At 55.9% G+C, this 21,853-nt stretch carries 20 protein-coding genes and 1 pseudogene; 15 read left to right on the top strand and 6 right to left on the bottom strand.

The features are described from left to right. Positions 1-128 precede the first annotated feature (128 nt). The 5 genes and pseudogenes from ENTMO_RS0107745 (at position 129) to ENTMO_RS0107725 (ending at position 5,485) form a co-directional block, all read left to right on the top strand. Entirely contained in the window at positions 129-662 is a 534-nt protein-coding gene (locus ENTMO_RS0107745) for a fimbrial protein (protein ID WP_010428892.1), read from the top strand. 59 nt (positions 663-721) lie between these two features. Then, positions 722-1,396: a fimbrial biogenesis chaperone gene (locus ENTMO_RS0107740; RefSeq protein WP_010428889.1), complete on the top strand. Its 675-nt coding sequence runs from the start codon at positions 722-724 to the stop codon at positions 1,394-1,396. A gap of 26 nt (positions 1,397-1,422) precedes the next feature. Continuing rightward, positions 1,423-3,967, top strand: a pseudogene (locus ENTMO_RS27000) (fimbria/pilus outer membrane usher protein). 17 nt (positions 3,968-3,984) lie between these two features. Beyond that, on the top strand, positions 3,985-4,974 hold the full coding sequence (locus tag ENTMO_RS0107730; protein ID WP_029485012.1) for a fimbrial protein: 990 nt from the start codon (positions 3,985-3,987) through the stop codon (positions 4,972-4,974). A 10-nt stretch (positions 4,975-4,984) separates the two neighbouring features. Next, complete coding sequence (locus ENTMO_RS0107725) at positions 4,985-5,485, top strand: fimbrial protein (RefSeq protein WP_010428883.1); 501 nt, start codon at positions 4,985-4,987, stop codon at positions 5,483-5,485. Here the strand turns inward: ENTMO_RS0107725 and dinG are convergent. Beyond that, positions 5,472-7,649 carry an ATP-dependent DNA helicase DinG gene (dinG, locus tag ENTMO_RS0107720; RefSeq protein WP_010428881.1) on the bottom strand — a complete coding sequence of 726 codons (2,178 nt, stop codon included), beginning with the start codon at positions 7,647-7,649 and terminating at the stop codon, positions 5,472-5,474. The genes ENTMO_RS0107725 and dinG overlap by 14 nt on opposite strands. Positions 7,650-8,040: 391 nt before the next feature. Between dinG and ENTMO_RS23945 the strand changes: the two genes are divergently transcribed. Both ENTMO_RS23945 and ENTMO_RS0107705 read left to right on the top strand, forming a co-directional pair. Then, positions 8,041-8,379 carry a hypothetical protein gene (locus tag ENTMO_RS23945; protein ID WP_010428876.1) on the top strand — a complete coding sequence of 113 codons (339 nt, stop codon included), beginning with the start codon at positions 8,041-8,043 and terminating at the stop codon, positions 8,377-8,379. Positions 8,380-8,685: 306 nt separating this feature from the next. Beyond that, positions 8,686-9,168: an Hcp family type VI secretion system effector gene (locus ENTMO_RS0107705; protein WP_010428872.1), complete on the top strand. Its 483-nt coding sequence runs from the start codon at positions 8,686-8,688 to the stop codon at positions 9,166-9,168. Between the two features lie 24 nt (positions 9,169-9,192). On the opposite strand, the gene ENTMO_RS0107700 is transcribed toward ENTMO_RS0107705, so the two are convergent. The 4 genes from ENTMO_RS0107700 to rhlE form a co-directional block, all read right to left on the bottom strand. Then, on the bottom strand, positions 9,193-9,510 hold the full coding sequence (locus tag ENTMO_RS0107700; protein WP_010428870.1) for a DUF1493 family protein: 318 nt from the start codon (positions 9,508-9,510) through the stop codon (positions 9,193-9,195). Further along, the gene (locus tag ENTMO_RS0107695) at positions 9,510-9,962 is read right to left on the bottom strand and encodes an STM2901 family protein (RefSeq protein ID WP_010428868.1); all 453 of its coding nucleotides are present in this window, start codon (positions 9,960-9,962) and stop codon (positions 9,510-9,512) included. Before ENTMO_RS0107695 ends, ENTMO_RS0107700 begins: the two co-directional genes overlap by 1 nt. Positions 9,963-10,091: 129 nt before the next feature. Next, positions 10,092-10,319 carry a YoeB-YefM toxin-antitoxin system antitoxin YefM gene (yefM, locus tag ENTMO_RS0107690; RefSeq protein WP_010428866.1) on the bottom strand — a complete coding sequence of 76 codons (228 nt, stop codon included), beginning with the start codon at positions 10,317-10,319 and terminating at the stop codon, positions 10,092-10,094. A gap of 751 nt (positions 10,320-11,070) precedes the next feature. Continuing rightward, positions 11,071-12,456 (bottom strand): ATP-dependent RNA helicase RhlE, encoded by a 1,386-nt coding sequence (gene rhlE / locus ENTMO_RS0107685; protein WP_010428863.1) that lies wholly within the window; start codon positions 12,454-12,456, stop codon positions 11,071-11,073. A 207-nt stretch (positions 12,457-12,663) separates the two neighbouring features. Between rhlE and cecR the strand changes: the two genes are divergently transcribed. From cecR to ENTMO_RS0107660, 5 genes are read left to right on the top strand one after another with little or no spacing between them, the layout of a single operon-like run. Next, positions 12,664-13,341, top strand: a complete 678-nt coding sequence (gene cecR / locus ENTMO_RS0107680; protein WP_010428862.1) for a transcriptional regulator CecR — start codon at positions 12,664-12,666, stop codon at positions 13,339-13,341. Beyond that, positions 13,338-14,333 carry a secretion protein HlyD gene (gene hlyD, locus ENTMO_RS0107675; protein WP_010428860.1) on the top strand — a complete coding sequence of 332 codons (996 nt, stop codon included), beginning with the start codon at positions 13,338-13,340 and terminating at the stop codon, positions 14,331-14,333. The genes cecR and hlyD overlap by 4 nt, the downstream gene beginning before the upstream one ends. Continuing rightward, entirely contained in the window at positions 14,326-16,065 is a 1,740-nt protein-coding gene (locus tag ENTMO_RS0107670) for an ATP-binding cassette domain-containing protein (protein WP_010428857.1), read from the top strand. The genes hlyD and ENTMO_RS0107670 overlap by 8 nt, the downstream gene beginning before the upstream one ends. Then, on the top strand, positions 16,055-17,188 hold the full coding sequence (locus ENTMO_RS0107665; protein WP_010428854.1) for an ABC transporter permease: 1,134 nt from the start codon (positions 16,055-16,057) through the stop codon (positions 17,186-17,188). Before ENTMO_RS0107670 ends, ENTMO_RS0107665 begins: the two co-directional genes overlap by 11 nt. A gap of 9 nt (positions 17,189-17,197) precedes the next feature. Then, a complete protein-coding gene (locus ENTMO_RS0107660) occupies positions 17,198-18,304 on the top strand; it encodes an ABC transporter permease (protein ID WP_010428853.1) in 1,107 nt (368 codons plus the stop codon). On the opposite strand, the gene ENTMO_RS0107655 is transcribed toward ENTMO_RS0107660, so the two are convergent. Next, complete coding sequence (locus ENTMO_RS0107655) at positions 18,266-18,676, bottom strand: YbhQ family protein (protein ID WP_010428850.1); 411 nt, start codon at positions 18,674-18,676, stop codon at positions 18,266-18,268. The two genes, ENTMO_RS0107660 and ENTMO_RS0107655, sit on opposite strands and share 39 nt — an antisense overlap. 133 nt (positions 18,677-18,809) lie before the next feature. Here ENTMO_RS0107655 and ENTMO_RS0107650 point away from each other — a divergent pair, with 133 nt between their 5' ends. From ENTMO_RS0107650 to ENTMO_RS0107640, 3 genes are read left to right on the top strand one after another with little or no spacing between them, the layout of a single operon-like run. Next, positions 18,810-19,571, top strand: a complete 762-nt coding sequence (locus ENTMO_RS0107650; RefSeq protein ID WP_010428849.1) for an endonuclease/exonuclease/phosphatase family protein — start codon at positions 18,810-18,812, stop codon at positions 19,569-19,571. Then, entirely contained in the window at positions 19,568-20,806 is a 1,239-nt protein-coding gene (gene clsB / locus ENTMO_RS0107645; RefSeq protein ID WP_010428848.1) for a cardiolipin synthase ClsB, read from the top strand. The genes ENTMO_RS0107650 and clsB overlap by 4 nt, the downstream gene beginning before the upstream one ends. After that, positions 20,806-21,768 (top strand): lysylphosphatidylglycerol synthase domain-containing protein, encoded by a 963-nt coding sequence (locus ENTMO_RS0107640; protein ID WP_010428847.1) that lies wholly within the window; start codon positions 20,806-20,808, stop codon positions 21,766-21,768. Before clsB ends, ENTMO_RS0107640 begins: the two co-directional genes overlap by 1 nt. Positions 21,769-21,853 lie beyond the last annotated feature (85 nt).

The raw sequence follows: 21,853 nt of genomic DNA, 5'->3' as shown, positions 1-21,853 counted from the left end.
CTTTGAGGATAAAAGTGGTCTGAAGATAAATTGAGCGAAAAATAATTCTCAGCGATAGTTCACACCGAATTAATCAGCCACGTGATGATTAATGTCAGAAGTGTCACACTTTCATTCAGAGGATTAAAATGAAAAAATTTATTATTGCGGGCATCGCTGCCGGGATGGCGTGTGCTTCGGTTTCTGCATTCGCATCCAGTGGTGAAGGGCAAATTAATTTCACAGGTGAAATTATTGATTCTGCATGCACGGTCGTAAATGGTTTAAGTAACCCACTTGATGTTTCATTAGGTAAGGTGGCTAAATCTGCATTTACCGGGAGTGGTTCGACGACGTCGACAACCCGTTTTAGTATTCAGCTTAAAGATTGTCCCGAAACCGTTACCAGCGCCTCAGTGACGTTCGGCGGGACGCCGGATAGTGGCAATAAGGATGTCCTTGCTGTAACGTCCGGTACCGGTGCTGCATCGGGTGTGGGTATTCAGTTGCTGGATAAAACAGAAAACCCACTGAGTTTATATACGGCTTCCGCCGCATATACCCTCACTTCAGGGACAACAACGAACGATCTGCAGTTTGGTGCACGCTATATTCAGACCGGACAGACTATTTCTGCCGGACTGGCGAATGCCGCATCAACCTTCACCATTGTTTACAACTAATAAAACAGATATTAGCTACCCAGGTAGTTAATATCTGTTATTTTTATTATGGTTTCACTATGCGAAAATATCTTCTGGCCTCCTCCTTTTTATTCATCGCTTCTGTCGCTCATGCGGGTATTACCATCGGCGGCACGCGCGTGGTTTACCCGGAAAATAAAAAAGAATCCTCCATTGGGATCGAAAATCCGGACAATCTCGATTATCTGGTTCAGTCATGGGTCGAAACGGAAGATAAAGCACGCGAAAAAGCACCGTTCCTGATTACACCACCTCTGTTCCGCCTTGATGCAAAGCAGGACAACGTTCTGCGTATCATCAGAACCGGGGGGAATTTACCTGGCGATCGCGAATCCCTGTTCTGGTTGAATATTAAATCTATTCCCTCGTCCGCGCGCAATGAAAACACCAACACGCTGCAGATCGCGATTAAAACCCGAATTAAGCTCATCTATCGCCCGACGAGTATTACCGGGAAGCCGGAAGATGTCACCACGCAATTATCCTGGCACGCGCAGGGTAACCAGCTTATTGTCGAAAACCGCACGCCGTTTTACATGAACTTCCAGGAAATAAAGCTGGACGGTAAAAAAATAGACAAAGCTACCTATGCCGCACCTAAAAGTGAAACGCATTTCACCACGCCGGGAAATATCACCGCGCACTCGGTAAGCTGGAAAATCATTAATGACTACGGCGGTATCAGCCAGTCATATACCGCGCAAATTAAATAATCATCCAGGGATAGCTGGAAATAATGATGAGCTGGGAATACACCACCAAACCGCCCAAACAACATGGACGCTTAATGCTTATTGCACTGGGGTGTACCTTGCTGGGCGTTTGCGTGCAAAAAGTTCTGGCCGAAGATTATTTCAACCCGGCGCTGCTGGATATTGATAACCCCAGTCAGGGGAAGACGGATCTCAGTATTTATGAGATCGGCCCCGGCCAGGCGCCAGGGAAATATCACGTCGACGTTTTCGTTAACAATAATAAAGTGGGCAGCAAAGAGATTGAGTTCACGCTGAAAAAAGATGCCAGCGGAAAATCTAGCCTGCAACCGTGCCTGAGCGCGGCCCAGCTAAAAAGCTTCGGCGTTAACATTGATAAATTCGTGCAGGATGAAAAGGCCCAGTGCATTGACCTGGGCGTTATCCCTTCCGCCAGCGCCACGTTTCACGTTAATCCGCAGCAGTTGCTGTTAAGCATTCCTCAGACCGCCATCACCCAGGTGCCGCGCGATTACGTCGACCCGCAGGAGTTCGACGAAGGGATAAATGCCCTGCTGCTGAATTACAGTTTCACCGCCGGGGACAACCACGGTAAGGGCGAAAACGGTACCGACCAGCGCAGCGAGTTTCTTAACCTGCGCCCGGGTCTTAACCTTGGGGCGTGGCGCTTGCGTAACTACTCCACCTGGAGCAAAACCAGCGGTGACGGTGATGCAGAAAGTGAGTTTTCGTCGGTCTACACCTATGCCCAGCGCGATATCATCGCCCTTGGCAGCAACGTCAAACTCGGACAAAGCTCGTCCCCCTCCGATGTATTCGACAGCATCTCATACACCGGGGCGCAGATAGCGTCGGACGACGACATGCTCCCGGACAGCATGAAAGGCTTTGCACCGGTGATCCGCGGAACAGCGCACAGCAACGCCCTGGTCATCGTCCGCCAGAACAGTTAACGTCATTTATCAGAACTATGTCGCCCCCGGCGCGTTTGAGATTAACGATCTCTACCCCACCGGCGGCAGTGGCGATTTGAACGTCACCGTTAAAGAGACAGACGGCAGCGAACAACATTTCGTGGTGCCCTACGCGTCGGTGCCGGTCTTGCAGCGTGAAGGCCGCTTTAAATACAGCCTCACCGCAGGTCGCTATCGCAGCTACGACAGCGACGTCGAAAAAACGCCCTTCATGCAGGGTACGGCAATCTACGGGTTGCCTTACGGCTTTACGGCCTACGGCGGCGTGCAGGCCAGTCAGTACTACGATGCGCTGGCGCTGGGGTTCGGTAAGAACATCGGGGATTTCGGCGCGTTTTCGGTGGACCTTACTGACGCGAAATCGGAGATGCAGGACCAGGATCCGACTCATGGCCGCTCCTGGCGCATCCGCTACAGCAAAGATTTTGCCACCACCGGCACCCATTTTTCCATGGCTGGCTATCGCTATAACAGCAAGGGATTTTACACCCTGCAGGACACCCTGGATTCCCATACCCGCAATGACGACTGGCAAACGCCGGACACCCGACGCAGCCGCGAAGAGGCCACTGTCGATCAGTCTCTGGGGGGTTCGTTTGGTTCGCTGACCTTAAGCCTGGTCAAAGAGAGCTACTGGAACTCAAACCAGGGCATGACCTCAATGAACCTGGGTTACAACAACTCGTGGCACGGCATCAGCTACGGCCTGAGCTACGGGCTGGATAAAAACACCCGTGACGGCAGCGACGACGACAACGAAAAAACCAGCGAGCAGACCATCGCCTTCAACGTCTCTGTACCGCTCGATCGCTGGCTCAGCAACACCTGGGTGAACTACAACCTGAACAGCACGAAACACGATACCACCCAAAGCGTGGGCCTGAACGGCACCGCGCTTGCTGGCAATAACCTCAGTTGGGGCGTTCAGCAGAGCCACAGTCAGAGCAGCGGCGACAGCACCAGTCTGAATGCCGATTACAAAGGTACCTACGGTGAAGTGAACGCGGGCTATTCACAGGATAACCAGCAGCAGCAGCTCAACGTCGGCCTTCAGGGGAGCATGATCGCCCATGCCCACGGCGTCACGCTGGGTCAGCCGATGGGCGAGACGGCCGCGCTGATCGAAGCACCGGGTGCGGACGACACGAACATCAGCAATCAGACCGGCGTGAATACCGACTTCCGCGGCTATGCCATTGTGCCTTACGTGTCGCCGTACCGTCATAACACCCTTGCGCTCAACACGGAGACGCTGCCGGGAAATGCGGACGTCAATCGGGCAGCCATAACCGTGACGCCAACGCGCGGCGCCATCGTGCGCGCCCATTACGAAACGCACGTTGGCAGCCGGGTATTAATGACCCTGAAACGCGCCGATGGACGAGCGATCCCGTTCGGCGCGACGGCATCTCAGGCCCATCAGGACGGCGAGTTTATCGTGGGTGACGGTGGTCAGGTTTATCTGACCGGCATGCACGAAAAAGGGACGGTTAACGTCAGTTGGGGGAAAACCGCCGACAGCCACTGCGCGGCAGCGTACCACCTGCCGGCAAAAGACGATGGTGCAGTGCTAAACATCACGGCGCAGTGCGTATGACCCTTTCCGAGGAAAAAATGAAGATGTTTAAATATGCCTTTGCGCTGGTTGTGTTCCTTACAAGCGCGTGCCTGATGCCGCATGCTCATGCGGCGACAACCTGTGATAGCACCGCTCTGCCCTATACCCTTGATGCTGGCACGCTTTCCGTACCCACGACCCTCGATATCGGCGGCGTCATCCCAGGCTCGGCAAAGACACATACCATCAACGGCAGCTGTTCCGGAACGATTTCCAGTCACACCATTATTTCCTGTTACTACGGAACGGGAACGGAAGTTTCAGGCATGCCGGGCGTTTACTCCACTGATGTGGACGGCGTAGGGATTCAACTTCTGAACAGTAGCGGGCAGATCGTTCGCGGAAAAGGTTATTCATGCGACACCACCGCGACGCCCATGGGGACAGTCAGCAGCGACGGCGGACAGACGTTTTCTTTCAGCTATACCGAACGGTTAATCAAAACGGCGACACACATCGGGAGCGGAACTATTTCAAGTGCGCAAGATCCCTTTGGATTTGGTGTTTTTCAGTCTGTCGGTATTTCTGGCGATCGAAATAACAGCCGTTATTCCGCCACGGTTGCGGAAAGAACAGCCACCTGCTCCATTGACCCGCTGAATCTGACGGTCACACTCGGCGATTTCCCGGTTTCGCAATTTACCCACGTGGGCAGCTATACGGCCTGGAAGAATTTCAGTCTCACCGCCATCTGTACGGAAGCGGTCAACCTCACGGCATCGGTGACCAGCGCCAATGGCGTTAACAGCCAGTTTGATGATGTTCTTAACCTGACGCCAGGCAGCGACAGCGCCACGGGCGTTGGCGTGCGCATGCTGCTGGACGGTGTCGATCTCAAATATAACTTCCCTATCCCGGTCGGCGGAAGAACCGAACCCAACGTACCGGACAATATTCCCTTCGCGGTGCAGTATTACCAGACGGATGCCACCGTCACGGCGGGAAAAGCAAACACGATTGCCACCATCGATATGGAATATCAGTAACGGAGCCATGATGAAAATTTATCCCCTATTACTCGTCCTGGCGAGCCTCTCTGCGGGCGCGACCGACGTTACGCTCAATATCGAAGGGAATATTTACGACACCACCTGCCAGGTAGACAGCGCCAGCCAGAATATGGTGGTAGATCTGGGGCAGGCCGTCGCCAGTGATTTCAAGGATATCGGCGATACCGGCCCGTGGAAAAATTTCGATCTCAAACTCACGAACTGTCCGCCCACGCTGACGGTGGCCACCATCTCCGTTGACGGCCCGCGCGATACGGAACACCCCTTTAAATTTGCCAATAGTGGCACCGCTAAAGGGGTGGCACTGGAGCTGGCCGATCGCCTGGATTATATCGTGCTTGCCCCTGAAGCCCGATTCAGCGTGATAATTGATGCCAACACCCACACCGCGGACTTCCCCATGGCCGCACGCTACTACGCTACCGCCGTGCCCGTGACGGCCGGCACGTTCAGCAGCGTTGTGCAGGCCACCTTTACTTACCAGTAGGACCGCGCCCCTTAGCACGGATGCTTTTTTTACGCCCGGCGGCCGGTTTTGCCGGGCGTTTTTTCACTTCCGGCACCTCGGGTTGTTCAATCGGGAACACCGGTAACGCATTCAACAGCCGCTGACCGTAGTTTTTCGTCATCAGACGTTTGTCGTAAATCACAATCTCCCCCCAGCAGCCGTGGCTACGGATCAGACGCCCGACCTGCTGAATCAGGTTAAACGACGCCGCCGGCAGGCTTTGCACTTCAAACGGATAGCGGTTGAGGCTCTTTAGCCACTCGCCCTCGGTGATCACCACCGGGCTGTCGATGGGCGGAAAGGCGATTTTATGGATGTGCACCTGCGTCAGGTAGTCGCCCTTCAAATCCAGACCTTCGGCGAATGACTGTAACCCCACCAGCACGCTGCGCTCGCCGTTATCGATCCGCTTGCGGTGCGTTTCCACCAGCCGGTAGCGCGGCTGATCGCCCTGTACCAGCAGAAGCAGACGAAGATCGGTTACGTGCTCCAGGAAGCGCTGCATGGCGCGTCCGCTGGCAAACAGCACCAGCATGCCGGGGTATTGTTTGCTCTCGACCTGTTCGCGGAAGTAGGCCGCCATTTCCGCAATGTGCTGCTCTTCGTTTTCCATCAGCGGCTCATACTTCATCCGCGGGATCACCAGCTTACCCTGCTCGCAGTGGTTAAACGGCGAGTCCAGCGCCACAAAACGGTCGCCCGCTTTCTCTTTTAGCCCGCTCATCTCCTGTAAACGAGAAAAACTGTTCAGGGAGCGCAGCGTAGCAGAGGTGACAACCACGTGCGGCACGCTGCGCCAGATCAGCTTTTCCAGCTGATCGGCCACGCGGATCCCCACGCAGTGGAAAAAGAGGTGCACCTGCCCGTCCCGCGCTTCGCGGGTGGCCCATTTGGTAACCGGCGCGCCGGACGCCTGCGCCATCGAGGCCAGCCGCCAGAGCTTGCTCTGCGCTTCAAACATCCCGAGCGCGCGGTTCATCTGCAGCAGAATGCGGTGCAGCCGCACGACGTCGTGGGTGCCGGTTTTCTCGCTAAGATCGTTCAGGAACATCTCCGCCAGCCCGCGCAGTTTTTCCAGATGCTTCGCCAGTTGCTGGCAAATCTCCATCACCTCTTCCGGTAGCTCACCCATCGCAAAGCGGTGTTCGGCTTCCTGCGTTTGCGGAAGATAAAGATTCAAAATGTTGTTGAGCGAGGCAATCAGGCTGTAGACCTCTTCACAGTGGTCGCTCAGCCGCTCCGGCACCGCCAGCGGCGGCGTGGTTTTCGGGCGAAATTGCTCCATGCAGGTGGCAATCAGCTTGCAGAACAGATCGAGCTGCAGACGGAACCAGGGGGCGGTAATTTCGGCGCTCATCTCCAGCGCGTCCCGCGCCACATCCGGCAAATGGTGGCCTTCATCGAGCACCAGCAGCAGGTTTTTGGGTTCCGGCAGCACCGCTTCGCTCTCCAGCGCGGCCATCACCAGCGCGTGGTTAGCCACCACCACTTCCGCCTCCTGAATTTCACGCCGGGCGACGAAGAACGGGCACTCGCGGTAGTAGTGGCAGTTGCGGTTCAGGCAGCTCGCTTTGTCGGTGCTGAGCCTGCGCCATAAATCGTCGCTGATGGCCTTATCAGTATGATCGCGCAGGCCATCCCACTTATAGCCGTCAAGATCGATCTTGAGCGTGGCGCAGAGTTCCTGCTCGGCTTTATTGTTCGGCGTGAGATCGTCGTCGAGGAAGGCCAGCAGATCCTGCTGCGTCGCCTCGCTGCTGGCCAGCCCCGCCATGTTACGCGGGCACACGTAACGCCCGCGCCCAAAGGCCGCCGTAAACCGCAGGTCGGGGATGATTTTGCGCAGTAGCGGTAAATCTTTGCTGAAGATCTGATCCTGCAGCGCCACGTTGGCGGTGCTGACCACCAGCGTTTTGTCCTCTTCCCGCGCAATCGCGATGCCGGGAATGAGATACGAGAGGGTTTTCCCGACGCCGGTTGGGGCTTCAATCGCCAGATGTCGCCCGTCGTCCCCGGCGAGCGTTTTGGCCACGTCAGCAATCATCTGCCGCTGCGGCGCTCGGGGGATAAAGTCGGGGATCTGCTGTTGTAGCGCCTTATACCATGCGCCAATTTGCGCCTTGAGCGCAGCGGTTAAAGCCATTGGAAAACCTGAAACACTGTATAAACAGCCACTATTGTGACACTTTCTCTTCGCTGCCGCAAAAAGAAAAGCCCGGCTTATTTCCATCTTCTACAGTGGTGCTGAGAGGGCCGGATTTAACACGATACTTTTCTGGAACTTTCATGAGCTGACTCCTTAATTTGGTTAAAAATTGCCTGGTCATTGTCTGAAAGTGACAGCGACAGGTCGTAAACATGATCTTGTTTGAACTTCCATACCAGTTGTGGGCATACGCTGGAGCAAATTGACACAGTGATGAAAGGAATAGGAATGAGGTTTTCAAGCGCAGTAATGGTATTAGCGCTGCTGGTGCCGGTAGCAGGGAACGCAGCGAAAGATCTCGATTGAGCTGAAGTGCGAGAAGTTGAAGGTGACTGTCTTCGATAAAAAAGGGGAGATCTTTATCGATAACATCCCGACTAAGGGCGGTCCGTCAAAGATGGATCACATAAAAATTGAACGTATAGAAATGATGGGCTCGCCCGTTATCAAGACTCGATTCGTTGCCTACCCCGAAATGGGCGGAACTTATGGCTTATACAACCTGTATACGTACGATGACGGTCAGCCTGCCGTTCTCACCTCTGAGTGGCTGAATGCCGATGACCAGCCAATGAGGCCAGTAATCTCTTACGAATGTTCGAAATCCGTCGAGAGGATGCAGACCATGCCGAACATCCAATCTATCGGTGAAATGCGAGGCTGGTAAATGTGGCCCGAGTTTGGACCGAGGTGGTTAGAGGTGGTAATACCAGCACTTGTCCGTAGAGCGATGAAGACAGTCTACTTTATCGCGTTATCCCTCCCTGTAGGACGAGCACTGGGCCGCGCTGAAAGGTGGTTTAACTATGCCTGGGCGAGCCGTATTGGCGAAATATTGTATGGGCACGATGAGAGAGGTCAGGACAATTTATACGAGCTTTATACATACATAGGACTGATAGCCATTCTTCTCATTACGACGGTGATTTATCTCTTAACAATGAAATTGTTCAGCAAAATAAGGAAATAAAAAATGTCTATACCAGCTTACTTATGGCTTAAAGACGACGGCGATGCATTAATCAAAGGCGGGGTTGATGTTCAGCAAAGAGAGTGCAGCATCGAGGTTAAGGGCTTCCACCACAACCTCATGATTCCAACAGATAACGCCACCGGCAAAATAACCGGTACCCGCATGCACTCGCCTATGCTGATCATCAAAGAATTCGACTGCTCAAGCCCATACCTCTATAAGGCAGTGGCCACCGGTCAAAGTCTGGTATCAGCAGAAATAAAATGGTACCGGATCAACTACTCTGGACAGGAGGAAGAATACTTCAACATGCTGCTTGAAGGTGTACGGATCGTTTCTATCTCCCCAGCAATGGCACCAGGGGATAACCCCAACGAAAACCATATGGAAACGGTGGAGCTGCGTTACGAGAAGATTACCTGGAAGCATAGCGATGGGAACATTATCTTCAGCGACGCCTGGAACGAACGCCAGTCAGCGTAACAATCGTGAGGGGCGCTCAGCCCCTTAATCATACAACCAGCGCCCAGCTTTGGCTGACTCGATAAACATTTCGAGCGTTAGCGGCTTGTACTGACGGTCGCAAAACTTCTTTCTAAGCCCGAACTGAAACCAAAAGAGCTCCGGCTCAACGTAGTTGTCCATGACAAAGTTACTGTGCTCTATTCCATACCGAGTGAAAAGGTCGAGCAGCATGTCTTCCAGATCTTCTGGAACGAGGTTGAAATGCTCCTGAAAGGTCCAATCCTTTCTGGCGGGACGCTTACGCTCACTGTAGTTCTCAGTGATGTAATCCAAAAACTCTTGCTCATCAGGCAGCAGCATTAGAAGTAAGTCCATTCAATCCGATCTTTAGGCCGGGCTATGAGGTTGTATTTGTTTCTTGTCTCTCTGGCCACAAGGGCAAAGATGATGACTGCCTGAGCATAGCCAATATAGGGAACGGCCCTTCCTACTACCGCTCCAACCTTATTTGTGTATCGTTTTTTTCCCATACCGATAATGGTCTCAACCCTCACGCCTTCAGGAAAGCGGACTCCCTTTAAAATGCGCCGCGCTAACTTGGAGGCGATACTTGTACGCGAACCAGACGCACCCAGCACCTTACGCTTGGGTAGAATAGGTTGCCCTGCCAGGATTGTTGCAGCAGTCTCTACCGTTACGCCCAGATGGTTCGCCAAACCCTCCACGAATATCAGCAAAAATAGCTCCTGTGGGGTTACGTTCGCATTCCCGTGATAGAAATACGTCCCGCCAAGTTCCTCTACAGTATCCATTGCATAATCCCTTAATCAAATAAGGGCAAGGTTAAACACTTATTGTTGCCAGGGATAACGGATAGGTACCACTTTCTAAAAAATCAGAAAATAGCCCGCGTTGAGTACTCTATCGGGTCAGAACTGACTTTAGCCACCAGCTTTCAGGCTCTCGATAGAGCTCAACAGGCGTTTGGCGTTCGCCGGGGAGCGCATCAGGTATGCAGTTTCCTCCAGCGATTTGTACTCTGTCAGCGACATCAGTATGCATGACACGCTGTTCTGGTTAACGATGAGAACCGGTGCATGATCCTCTATTGTTTGCCGCATAGTCGCCGACAAGTTTTGGCTGGCTTCGGTATAGCTAATAACTCGCATTGAGAACTCCGGATGATCAGAACATACAGTCGGAATGAAGAGAAAATACTGGAGGGGATCAGACAAAAAGAAACCGCCTTAGGGAGGCGGTTTCTTCCCCCGAGCTGTTAGGAGCAGCGCGGGCAAGCCATAAAGACTCGTAAGTTGACACCCTCATTGTGTACGAACAATCGCCATTTATCAATATAACCGTAGTTGTATGCAGATTATTCTCAACTACTCCTTGTTACACATACCCTTTTTTATATCCTCGGTTCGTCAATTTCCGAGTTTGGGCGGACGTTTTTAAAGCAACTTTGAGACCGTTTAGGTCTCGATAGAGAGATCGAATTACCAGTGAGCAGCATGGTCTGTCTATAGCTTGTGGGAATGAGTTTTAATCCCCCCTGCTGAAGGCGAGAAAGAATCGCTTAGATGTGCTTTAAATTCACGGTCAATGGTCAGGGATTAGGAACCCCTGGTTGAGCTTGCCGGCGATCCCGTTAACCCCGCTATCAGAGCCTCGCCCCCAGCGTGCTTACTGCTGCACGACAGCGCCTGGGGGGGCGGATCGGCGGTAAAGGTGCAGCAGGAAATATACCTAAGCATCTGAAAGGAATAAGGGAAAATGTAAAATCCTTTATTTTGCCGGAAAAAAAAGCACCGAAGATATGATCGTTCGGTGCTTTATGTTCCGCCTAAATATCCGTTCAGCTTTAAGTCACGTGAGGCTTAAGTGAACGGCATTAGGCTTTACGACCGGGCTTCCAGATTACTGCGGGTTGGCAGGTTTACGCGGGCGGCGTCGACGCTGCCCTTCCCCTGCCGGTTTCCCTTCGCCGCTGCGCCACGGGTTTTCACCCGCCGGTTTGCTGTCGCTGTTGCGACGCGGAGGTTTGCCCGATGACTTCGGCGCACCGCCTTCGGCACGACGCGGCTGCTGTCCGCGACCGCCGCCGCCCTGACCACGTCCACCGCCGCCCTGACGGCCGTTCTGAATCGGCTCGGCTTTGATCGACGGGTCCACTTCGTAGCCCGGGGTTTCGATGCGCGGGATCTCTTTCTTCAGCAGACGTTCGATGTCGCGCAGCAGCTTGTGTTCATCCACGCAGACCAGAGAAAGCGCTTCACCGGTTGCCGCCGCACGGCCGGTACGACCGATACGGTGAACGTAGTCTTCCGGCACGTTTGGCAACTCGTAGTTCACCACGTGCGGCAGCTCTTCGATATCCAGGCCACGGGCGGCAATATCGGTCGCCACCAGCACGCGGATGTCGCCGGATTTGAAGTCCGCCAGCGCACGGGTACGCGCACCCTGGCTCTTGTTACCGTGGATCGCCGCGCTGCGGATACCATCTTTATTCAGCTGTTCCGCCAGGTGGTTAGCGCCGTGCTTGGTGCGGGTAAAGACCAGCACCTGCTGCCAGTTGCCCTGACCGATCATCTGGGAGAGCAGTTCCCGCTTGCGCTTTTTATCAACAAAGTGAACGTGCTGCGTCACCTGCTCAGAGGCGGTGTTGCGACGCGCCACTTCCACTTCCAGTGGGTTATGCAGCAGCTTTTCCGCCAGCGCCTTGATCTCGTCGGAGAAGGTCGCGGAGAAGAGCAGGTTCTGACGGCGCGCAGGCAGCTTGGCCAGCACGCGACGAATATCGTGGATGAAGCCCATGTCGAGCATGCGGTCGGCTTCGTCCAGCACCAGAATTTCAACCTGATCCAGCTTAACCGCGTTCTGGTGTTCCAGATCCAGCAGGCGGCCCGGCGTTGCCACCAGCACGTCCACGCCGCCGCGCAGCTTCATCATCTGTGGGTTGATGCTGACGCCACCGAAAACCACCAGCGAGCGAATGTTGAGATAGCGGCTGTAGTCACGCACGTTCTCACCAATCTGCGCGGCCAGCTCACGAGTAGGTGTCAGGATCAGGGCACGAACCGGACGACGGCTTTTGGCGTGCGGCTGGTTTTTTACCAGCAGTTCCAGCAGCGGCAGGGTAAAGCCCGCGGTTTTACCGGTGCCGGTCTGGGCGCTGGCCATCAGGTCACGACCCTGAAGCACGGCGGGGATCGCCTGCTGCTGGATTGGGGTTGGCTCAACGTAGCCCTGTTCTGCGATCGCGCGCAGAATTTCCGGGTTCAGGCCAAGGGAATCAAAAGACATAAAAACTCCGAACCGCCCCGACCATCACAGGTGTAGTTTTCAGGGAGATATAACGAATAGGGGAGGACAAAAACCACAATGTCGCGAAGGGGCTGAGTGTAGCAGCTTTTGTGACGTGGCGCATAAAATATCCCTCAACATTCCCTCGACGGGAGAGTGAATCAGACATAATCTTAATCAATCGATTGATTAATTTTTAATGCCGTCATGAATACGACACCCACAACAACCAAAGGTGAACAGGCCAAAAGCCAGCTTATCGCCGCCGCGCTGGCGCAGTTTGGTGAGTACGGGCTGCACGCGACCACGCGCGATATTGCCGCGCAGGCCGGGCAGAACATTGCGGCCATCACCTACTATTTTGGCTCAAAAGAGGATTTATATCTCGCCTGCGCCGAGTGGATCGCCGATTTTATCGGCACGCAGTTTCACCCGCACGTGGAAGAGGCCACCGCGCTGCTCGGCCAGCCGTCGCCCGATCGCGCCGCCGTTCGCCAGCTTATTCTCAACGCCTGTCATAATATGATCCGCCTGCTGACGCACGACGATACGCTGAACCTGAGCAAGTTTATTTCCCGCGAGCAGCTCTCCCCTACGGCTGCCTACCAGCGGGTACACGATCGGGTGATCGCGCCGATGCACTCGCACCTGACCCGGCTTATCGCGGCCTATACCGGACGCGATGCACTCGACACCGAAATGATTTTGCATGCCCATGCCCTGTTGGGCGAAGTGCTCGCCTTCCGTCTGGGGCGGGAGACCATCCTGTTACGTACGGGCTGGACACAATTTGATGAGGATAAAGCCGAGCAGATTAGCAAGGTGATCGCCTGTCACGTCGATCTGATCCTGCAAGGCTTAACGCAAAGGAGCCTGAAGTCATGAAAAAACCTGTCGCCATCGTTCTGGTGGTTGTTGTGCTGCTTGCTGCTGGAATAGGTGGCTGGCTGTGGTATCAGAGCCAGCAGGATAAAGGTCTGACGCTGTACGGTAACGTGGATATTCGCACGGTGAACATGAGCTTCCGCGTCGGCGGACGTCTCGCCTCGCTGAGCGTTGACGAAGGCGATGCCATCAAAAGCGGACAGACGCTGGGGATGCTGGATAAAGCGCCCTACGAGAACGCGCTGATGCAGGCCAAAGCGGGCGTATCCGTGGCTCAGGCGCAGTATGACCTGATGCTGGCAGGCTATCGCGATGAAGAGATCGCCCAGGCTGCCGCCGCCGTTAAGCAGGCGAAAGCCGCCTATGACTACGCGCAGAACTTCTACGCGCGCCAGCAGGGGCTGTGGAAAAGCCGCACCATTTCCGCTAACGATCTGGAAAATGCGCGCTCGTCCCGCGACCAGGCGCAGGCGACGCTGAAATCCGCACAGGATAAATTAAGTCAGTACCGCACCGGTAACCGCGCACAGGATATTGCCCAGGCGAAAGCCAGCCTTGAACAGGCACAGGCCCAGCTGGCCCAGGCGGAGCTGGACCTGCGCGACACCACGTTAATCGCCCCGTCCGACGGCACGCTGATGACCCGCGCCGTAGAGCCGGGCAGCATGCTCAGCGCGGGCAGCACCGTCTTAACGCTCTCCCTGACCCGCCCGGTGTGGGTGCGCGCTTACATTGACGAGCCGAACCTCGGGCAGATGCAGCCGGGCCGCGAATTGCTGCTCTATACCGATGGTCGCCCGGACAAGCCGTATCACGGCAAAGTGGGCTTTGTCTCCCCTACCGCCGAATTCACCCCGAAAACTGTTGAAACACCGGACCTGCGAACCGACCTGGTGTATCGCCTGCGCATCATCGTCACCGATGCGGACGACGCGCTGCGTCAGGGTATGCCCGTAACCGTAACAGTCAGCGACGGGGAACGACATGAATGACGCGGTTATCCAGCTCCACAATCTGGTCAAACGCTTTAAGGGAATGGACAAACCGGCCGTCGCGCCGCTGAACTGCACCATCCAGAAAGGCTACGTGACCGGGCTGGTCGGTCCGGACGGCGCGGGGAAAACTACGCTGATGCGGATGCTGGCGGGGTTGCTCAAGCCGGATGAAGGTACGGCCAGCGTACTCGGTCTTGACCCGATAAAAGACGACGGTGCGCTCCACGCCATGCTCGGCTATATGCCGCAGAAGTTTGGCCTGTATGAAGACCTGACGGTGATGGAAAACCTGAACCTGTACGCCGATCTGCGCAGCGTCACCGGCGAAACGCGGCAGAAAACCTTCGCCCGCCTGCTGGAGTTTACCTCCCTCGGCCCGTTCACCGACCGGTTGGCTGGCAAGCTCTCCGGCGGGATGAAGCAGAAGCTGGGCCTGGCCTGTACGCTGGTCGGCGAGCCAAAGGTGCTGCTGCTGGATGAGCCAGGCGTGGGCGTTGACCCGATTTCTCGCCGTGAATTGTGGCAGATGGTGCACGAACTGGCGGGCGACGGGATGCTGATCCTCTGGAGCACCTCCTATCTCGACGAAGCGGAACAGTGCCGGGATGTGCTGCTGATGAACGAAGGCGAACTGCTTTATCAGGGCGAGCCGACGACGCTGACGCAGAGCATGGCCGGGCGCAGCTTCCTGCTGCATAGCCCGCAGGAGTCCAACCGCAGACTGTTGCAGCGGGTGCTCAGGCTGCCGCAGGTGAGCGACGGTATGATCCAGGGCCGCTCGGTGCGCATTATTCTCAAAAAAGAGGCCGCAGCCGACGACATTCGCCAGGCGCAAGGCATGCCTGAGATCGAGATAGAAGAGACCGCGCCGCGCTTTGAGGACGCGTTTATCGACCTGCTGGGCGGCGCGGGTACGTCAGAGTCGCCACTTGCCGCCATTCTGCATACGGTGGAAGGCACGCCGGGCGAAACGGTGATCGAAGCCAAATCGCTCACCAAAAAGTTCGGGGATTTCGCCGCCACCGATAACGTCAATTTCGCGGTTAAACGCGGCGAGATTTTTGGCCTGCTTGGACCAAACGGCGCGGGAAAATCGACAACCTTTAAGATGATGTGCGGCCTGCTGGTGCCGACATCCGGCAAGGCACTGGTGCTGGATATGGATCTGAAAGTCAGCTCCGGCAAGGCGCGCCAGCATCTCGGGTATATGGCGCAGAAGTTTTCGCTGTATGGCAACCTGACGGTCGAGCAGAATCTGCGCTTTTTCTCCGGCGTGTACGGCCTGCGCGGGCGGGCGCAGAACGAAAAAATCCGCCGTATGAGCGACGCCTTCGCGTTAACCAACATTGCGTCCCACGCCACCGACGAGCTGCCGCTCGGCTTTAAGCAGCGGCTGGCGCTGGCCTGCTCGCTGATGCACGAGCCGGATATTCTGTTTCTGGATGAACCGACATCCGGCGTGGATCCCATTACCCGCCGCGAGTTCTGGCTGCACATCAACAGCATGGTGGAAAAAGGGGTGACCGTGATGGTGACCACCCACTTCATGGACGAGGCGGAGTACTGCGACCGCATCGGGCTGGTGTATCGCGGCAAGCTGATTGCCCACGGCACGCCGGACGACCTGAAAAACCAGGCCGCCGACGACGCACAGCCAGACCCGACCATGGAGCAGGCGTTTATCACCCTCATCCACGACTGGGATAAGGAGAATGCCCATGCACAGTAATGCGATTTCGTGGCGCAGGGTGCGCGCGCTATGCATTAAAGAGACGCGGCAGATCGTGCGTGACCCCAGCAGTTGGCTGATTGCGGTGGTGATCCCCCTGCTGCTGCTGTTTATCTTTGGCTACGGCATTAACCTGGACTCCAGCAAGCTGCGGGTCGGGATTCTGCTGGAGCAGCAGAGCGAAGAGGCGCTGGACTTCACTCACGCCATGACCGGTTCGCCCTACATTGACGCCACCATCAGCGACAACCGGCAGGAATTGATCCAGAAAATGCAGGCCGGGAAAATTCGCGGTCTAATCGTCATTCCGGTGGATTGCGCCGCCAATATGGCGCGCGCTGAAACCGATGCGCCGATTCAGGTGATCACCGACGGCAGCGAGCCGAACACCGCGAACTTCGTGCAGGGCTACGCGGAGGGGATCTGGCAGCTCTGGCAGATGCAGCGCGCCGAAGACCGGGGTGAGGAGTTTGAGCCGCTGATCGATGTGCAGACGCGCTACTGGTTTAACCCCGCCGCCATCAGCCAGCACTTTATTATTCCGGGCGCGGTGACCATCATCATGACGGTAATCGGCGCGATACTGACCTCGCTGGTGATCGCCCGCGAGTGGGAGCGCGGCACCATGGAGGCGCTGCTCTCTACCGAAGTCACGCGCGTCGAGCTGCTACTGTGCAAGCTCATCCCCTACTACTTCCTCGGCATGCTGGCGATGCTGCTCTGTATGCTTGTCGCCGTCTTTATCCTCGGCGTGCCGTATCGCGGCTCGCTTGTCGTGCTGTTCTTTATCACCAGCCTGTTTTTACTCAGCACGCTGGGCATGGGGCTGCTCATCTCCACCATCACCCGTAACCAGTTTAACGCCGCGCAGGTGGCCCTCAACGCCGCCTTTTTACCATCGATTATGCTGTCCGGGTTTATCTTTCAGATAGACAGTATGCCTGCGGTGATCCGCGCCGTGACCTATGTTATTCCGGCTCGCTACTTTGTGAGCACGCTGCAAAGCCTGTTCCTGGCGGGGAATATTCCAGTGGTGCTGATTATCAACACCCTGTTTTTGATGGCGTCGGCGGTGATGTTTATCGGGTTGACGTGGATGAAAACCAAACGGCGGTTAGATTAAGGAGCGCGCATGTTTCACCGTTTATGGACGTTAATACGCAAAGAACTGCAATCCCTGCTGCGCGAGCCGCAAACCCGCGCCATTCTGGTTTTGCCGGTGCTGATCCAGGTTTTACTGTTCCCGTTTGCCGCCACCCTTGAGGTGACCAACGCCACCATTGCCATTTACAACGAAGATAACGGCAAACATTCCGTTGAGCTAACGCAGCGCTTTGCCCGCGCGAAGGCCTTTACTCACATCCTGCTGCTGAAAAGCCCGCAGGCGATCCAGCCCACCATCGACACGCAAAAAGCGCTGCTGCTGGTGCGGTTCCCGGCGGATTTCTCCCGCAATCTGGATACCTTCCAGACCGCGCCGATGCAGCTGATCCTCGACGGGCGTAACTCCAACAGCGCCCAGATCGCAGCGAACTATCTGCAGCAGATAGTGAAGGATTACCAGCAGGAGCTGATGGAGGGCAAACCGAAGCCCAATAACAGCGAGCTGGTGGTGCGCAAGTGGTACAACCCGAATCTGGACTATAAGTGGTTCGTGGTGCCGTCGCTGATCGCCATGATCACGACCATCGGGGTGATGATCGTGACCTCCCTGTCCGTCGCCCGCGAGCGTGAACAGGGCACGCTGGACCAGCTGCTGGTCTCCCCGCTCGCCACCTGGCAGATTTTCGTCGGCAAAGCGGTTCCGGCGCTGATTGTCGCGACCTTCCAGGCCACCATCGTGCTGGGAGTAGGGATTTGGGCCTACCAGATCCCGTTCGCCGGTTCGCTGGCGCTGTTTTACTTCACGATGGTGATTTACGGGCTGTCGCTAGTGGGGTTTGGACTGCTGATCTCGGCGCTCTGCTCGACGCAGCAGCAGGCGTTTATCGGGGTATTCGTCTTTATGATGCCCGCAATTTTGCTCTCGGGTTATGTTTCCCCCGTCGAGAATATGCCGGTGTGGTTACAGGATCTGACGTGGGTAAACCCGATTCGACACTTTACGGATATCACCAAGCAAATCTATCTGAAGGATGCGAGTCTGGACATTGTCTGGGGAAGTTTGTGGCCGCTACTGGTTATCGCGGCCACGACGGGATCAGTGGCGTACGCGATGTTTAGACGCAACATTGCGTAGCTTTTTCTCTTTGGTGAGTAAAGAGACAACCGCAGGCCCTGCGAGGATTGCCAGACCCGCCAGGGCCAGCAGCAGGTTGTTTTGCAGCACGCGCGACAGCAACCAGAGCACAATCATCGCGGCACCAAAATACCAGGTGGTGGTGAGCTCTTCGAGCACATCACCCACTTCACGCCAGCGCGCCTCGTGGTGACGCTGTAAAAACAGCATAGACAGCACGGTGACGCCGTAAAGCACGCATAGCCCCAGACCAACATGCACCAGCGTGCCGCTCATCCAGCCTATCACCAGTACGGCCACGACCAGTAAATGCAACATTATCTGCCAGCAACTCAAACCCGTTGCGACACGAACACGTTGTTGCCACTTCATGGCTTCTCTCCTGAAGGATTTTTCTCTGCTAGTTCAGACTACCGCACTTTACGGAAAATTCCGTAACGCCGCATCTTTTTGTGACGCCGACTACACTTTATTTTCATCGGGATAGTCACCCAGGAAGGTGTTTATGACCATTAAAACGCAGCATTTCTCGCTTAAGGTGCTGACGATAAACATTCATAAGGGCTTCACAGCATTTAACCGCCGCTTCATTTTACCGGAGCTGCGCGACGCCGTTCGCACCGTCAGCGCCGACATTGTTTGCTTGCAAGAAGTGATGGGCGCGCACGAAGTGCATCCAATGCATGTCGAAAACTGGCCGGATGCCCCCCACTACGAGTTTCTGGCCGATACCATGTGGAGCGATTACGCCTACGGACGCAACGCAGTTTACCCCGAAGGGCACCACGGTAATGCGGTGCTGTCGCGTTTTCCGATTGAGCATTATGAAAACCGCGACGTGTCGGTGGGCGAAAGTGAAAAACGCGGCCTGCTTTACTGTCGGATCACGCCACCCGATCTGAAATTTCCCGTTCACGTAGGCTGCGTGCATCTTGGCCGGCGTGAAGCCCACCGTCAGGCTCAGCTGCAGATGCTCGCCGAATGGAGCAATGCGCTGCCGGAAGGCGAGCCCGTGGTCATCGCCGGTGATTTCAACGACTGGCGGCAGCGCGCCAACCATCCGCTTAAGGTGAACGCCGGGCTGGAGGAAATTTTCACCCGCGCCAACGGACGCCCCGCACGCACGTTCCCGGTGCGCTTCCCCCTGCTGCGCCTTGACCGCATCTACGTCAAAAACGCCCATGCCAGCAGCCCTACCGCGCTGGCGTTACTCAACTGGCGACATTTATCAGACCAGGCCCCGCTCAGCGCGGGGATCCACTTATGAAATGTACATGGCAGGAAGGAAACCGCATTACGCTGCTGGAGAATGGCGATCAATATTATCCGGCCGTGTTTAAAGCGATTGATAACGCACAGCAGAAAGTGATCCTCGAAACCTTTATCTGGTTCGAAGATGAGGTTGGTAAGCAGCTGCACAGCGTGCTGCTGCGTGCTGCCCGGCGCGGGGTCAAAATTGAAGCGCTGCTCGACGGCTATGGCTCACCGGACCTGAGCGATGAGTTCGTCAACGAACTGACCGCCGCAGGCGTGGTCTTCCGCTACTACGATCCCGGTCCCCGCTTATTTGGCATGCGCACGAACCTTTTTCGTCGGATGCACCGTAAAATTGTGGTGGTGGATGAGACGGTGGCGTTCGTCGGCGGCATTAACTACTCCGCTGAACATATGTCCGACTATGGCCCGGAAGCCAAGCAGGACTACGCGATCCGCATTGAAGGCCCGGTGGTTCAGGATATTTTACTGTTTGAACTGGAGAACCTGCCGGGTAAAGAGGCCGTTCGCCACTGGTGGCGACGTCGCCATCGCCCGGAGGAGAACCGACAGCCCGGCGAAGCGCAGGCGCTTTTCGTCTGGCGCGACAACGGCGAGCACCGCGATGACATTGAACGTCATTACCTGAAGATGCTGGCGAACGCGAAGCGCGAGGTGATTATCGCCAACGCTTACTTTTTCCCCGGCTACCGTATTCTGCATGCCATGCGCAATGCGGCCCGACGCGGCGTGCGCGTGAAGCTGATTGTGCAGGGCGAGCCGGATATGCCGATTGTCAAAGTGGGCGCACGCCTGCTCTATAACTATCTGGTGAAAGGCGGCGTGCAGATCTACGAATATCGCCGCCGACCGCTGCACGGCAAAGTGGCGCTGATGGACGATCACTGGGCAACCGTCGGCTCCAGCAATCTCGATCCGCTGAGCCTGTCGCTGAATCTGGAAGCGAATCTGATCATTCACGATCGGCAGTTTAATCAAACTCTGCGGGATAACCTTCAGGGGCTGATCGTCAATGACTGCGTGCGCGTGGATGAGTCGATGGTGCCGAAACGCACCTGGTGGAACCTTGGCATTGGCGTGGTGGTGTTCCACTTCCTGCGTCATTTCCCGGCGATGGTCGGCTGGCTGCCCGCGCATACGCCAAAGCTTGCGCAGGTGGACCCGCCGGTTCAACCCGAAATGGAAACTCAGGACCGCATTGAAGCGGAAGACGGAGGGAAAACCTGATGTCGAAATCGCATCCTCGCTGGAAGCTGGCAAAAAAAATCCTCACCTGGCTGTTCTTCATCGCCGTCGCGGTACTGCTGGTGGTATACGCGCAAAAAGTCGACTGGGAAGAGGTGTGGAAGGTCATCCGCAACTATAACCGGATGGTGCTCCTGAGCGCCGTTGGGCTGGTCATCGTCAGCTACCTGATATACGGCTGCTACGACCTGCTGGGCCGCGCCTACTGCGGACACAAGCTGGCAAAGCGCCAGGTGATGCTGGTGTCGTTTATCTGCTACGCCTTTAACCTGACGCTGAGCACCTGGGTCGGCGGCATTGGCATGCGCTATCGCCTTTACTCGCGCCTTGGCCTGCCGGGCGGGACCATCACGCGCATTTTCTCGTTAAGCATCACCACGAACTGGCTGGGCTATATTCTGCTCGGCGGGGTGATCTTCACCATCGGCGTGGTGCAGCTGCCCGCGCACTGGTATATCGACGAGGCCACGCTGCGCATTCTGGGCATCGTGCTGCTGCTGATCATCGCCGTATATCTGTGGGCCTGTGCCTTTGCTAAACGCCGCCATATGACCATCAAGGGGCAAAAGCTGGTGTTACCCTCATGGAAGTTCGCGGTGCTGCAAATGGTGGTCTCCAGCGCCAACTGGATGGCGATGGGGGCGATTATCTGGCTGTTAATTGGCGAGGACGTAAATTACTTCTTCGTGCTGGGCGTGCTGCTGGTGAGCAGTATTGCAGGCGTGATTGTGCATATCCCGGCGGGGATCGGCGTGCTGGAGGCGGTGTTTATCGCGTTGCTTGCGGGGGAGCATGTCTCTCAGGGAACGATTATCGCCGCCCTGCTGGCGTACCGCATGATCTATTACTTCCTGCCGCTAGCGCTGGCAACGGTCTGTTATCTGGTGCTGGAGAGTCGGGCGAAGAAGCTGCGGGCGAAGAACGAGAGGATGTTGGCGAAGTGAGTTGTATCGGGTAGCGCTGCGGTCTGATGCCCTCACCCCGGCCCTCTCCCACACGGAGAGGGAGAAAAGCCCGCACCGTGTAATC

Source organism: Enterobacter mori LMG 25706 (assembly GCF_000211415.1).
Lineage (GTDB): Bacteria > Pseudomonadota > Gammaproteobacteria > Enterobacterales > Enterobacteriaceae > Enterobacter > Enterobacter mori.
Note: the sequence above shows the minus strand (reverse complement) of the source record. Positions and strands in the feature narration are given on the sequence as shown.

Coding starts and splice junctions, on each gene's coding strand:
- ENTMO_RS0107655 (WP_010428850.1), bottom strand. CDS start 18,676: ATGAAGTGGCAACAACGTGTTCGTGTCGCAACGGGTTTGAGTTGCTGG.
- rhlE (WP_010428863.1), bottom strand. CDS start 12,456: ATGTCTTTTGATTCCCTTGGCCTGAACCCGGAAATTCTGCGCGCGATC.
- ENTMO_RS0107695 (WP_010428868.1), bottom strand. CDS start 9,962: ATGGATACTGTAGAGGAACTTGGCGGGACGTATTTCTATCACGGGAAT.
- ENTMO_RS0107660 (WP_010428853.1), top strand. CDS start 17,198: ATGTTTCACCGTTTATGGACGTTAATACGCAAAGAACTGCAATCCCTG.
- ENTMO_RS0107670 (WP_010428857.1), top strand. CDS start 14,326: ATGAATGACGCGGTTATCCAGCTCCACAATCTGGTCAAACGCTTTAAG.
- clsB (WP_010428848.1), top strand. CDS start 19,568: ATGAAATGTACATGGCAGGAAGGAAACCGCATTACGCTGCTGGAGAAT.
- ENTMO_RS0107700 (WP_010428870.1), bottom strand. CDS start 9,510: ATGCTGCTGCCTGATGAGCAAGAGTTTTTGGATTACATCACTGAGAAC.
- ENTMO_RS0107740 (WP_010428889.1), top strand. CDS start 722: ATGCGAAAATATCTTCTGGCCTCCTCCTTTTTATTCATCGCTTCTGTC.
- hlyD (WP_010428860.1), top strand. CDS start 13,338: ATGAAAAAACCTGTCGCCATCGTTCTGGTGGTTGTTGTGCTGCTTGCT.
- ENTMO_RS0107705 (WP_010428872.1), top strand. CDS start 8,686: ATGTCTATACCAGCTTACTTATGGCTTAAAGACGACGGCGATGCATTA.
- ENTMO_RS0107745 (WP_010428892.1), top strand. CDS start 129: ATGAAAAAATTTATTATTGCGGGCATCGCTGCCGGGATGGCGTGTGCT.
- cecR (WP_010428862.1), top strand. CDS start 12,664: ATGAATACGACACCCACAACAACCAAAGGTGAACAGGCCAAAAGCCAG.
- yefM (WP_010428866.1), bottom strand. CDS start 10,319: ATGCGAGTTATTAGCTATACCGAAGCCAGCCAAAACTTGTCGGCGACT.
- ENTMO_RS0107640 (WP_010428847.1), top strand. CDS start 20,806: ATGTCGAAATCGCATCCTCGCTGGAAGCTGGCAAAAAAAATCCTCACC.
- ENTMO_RS0107725 (WP_010428883.1), top strand. CDS start 4,985: ATGAAAATTTATCCCCTATTACTCGTCCTGGCGAGCCTCTCTGCGGGC.
- ENTMO_RS0107730 (WP_029485012.1), top strand. CDS start 3,985: ATGAAGATGTTTAAATATGCCTTTGCGCTGGTTGTGTTCCTTACAAGC.
- ENTMO_RS0107665 (WP_010428854.1), top strand. CDS start 16,055: ATGCACAGTAATGCGATTTCGTGGCGCAGGGTGCGCGCGCTATGCATT.
- dinG (WP_010428881.1), bottom strand. CDS start 7,649: ATGGCTTTAACCGCTGCGCTCAAGGCGCAAATTGGCGCATGGTATAAG.
- ENTMO_RS0107650 (WP_010428849.1), top strand. CDS start 18,810: ATGACCATTAAAACGCAGCATTTCTCGCTTAAGGTGCTGACGATAAAC.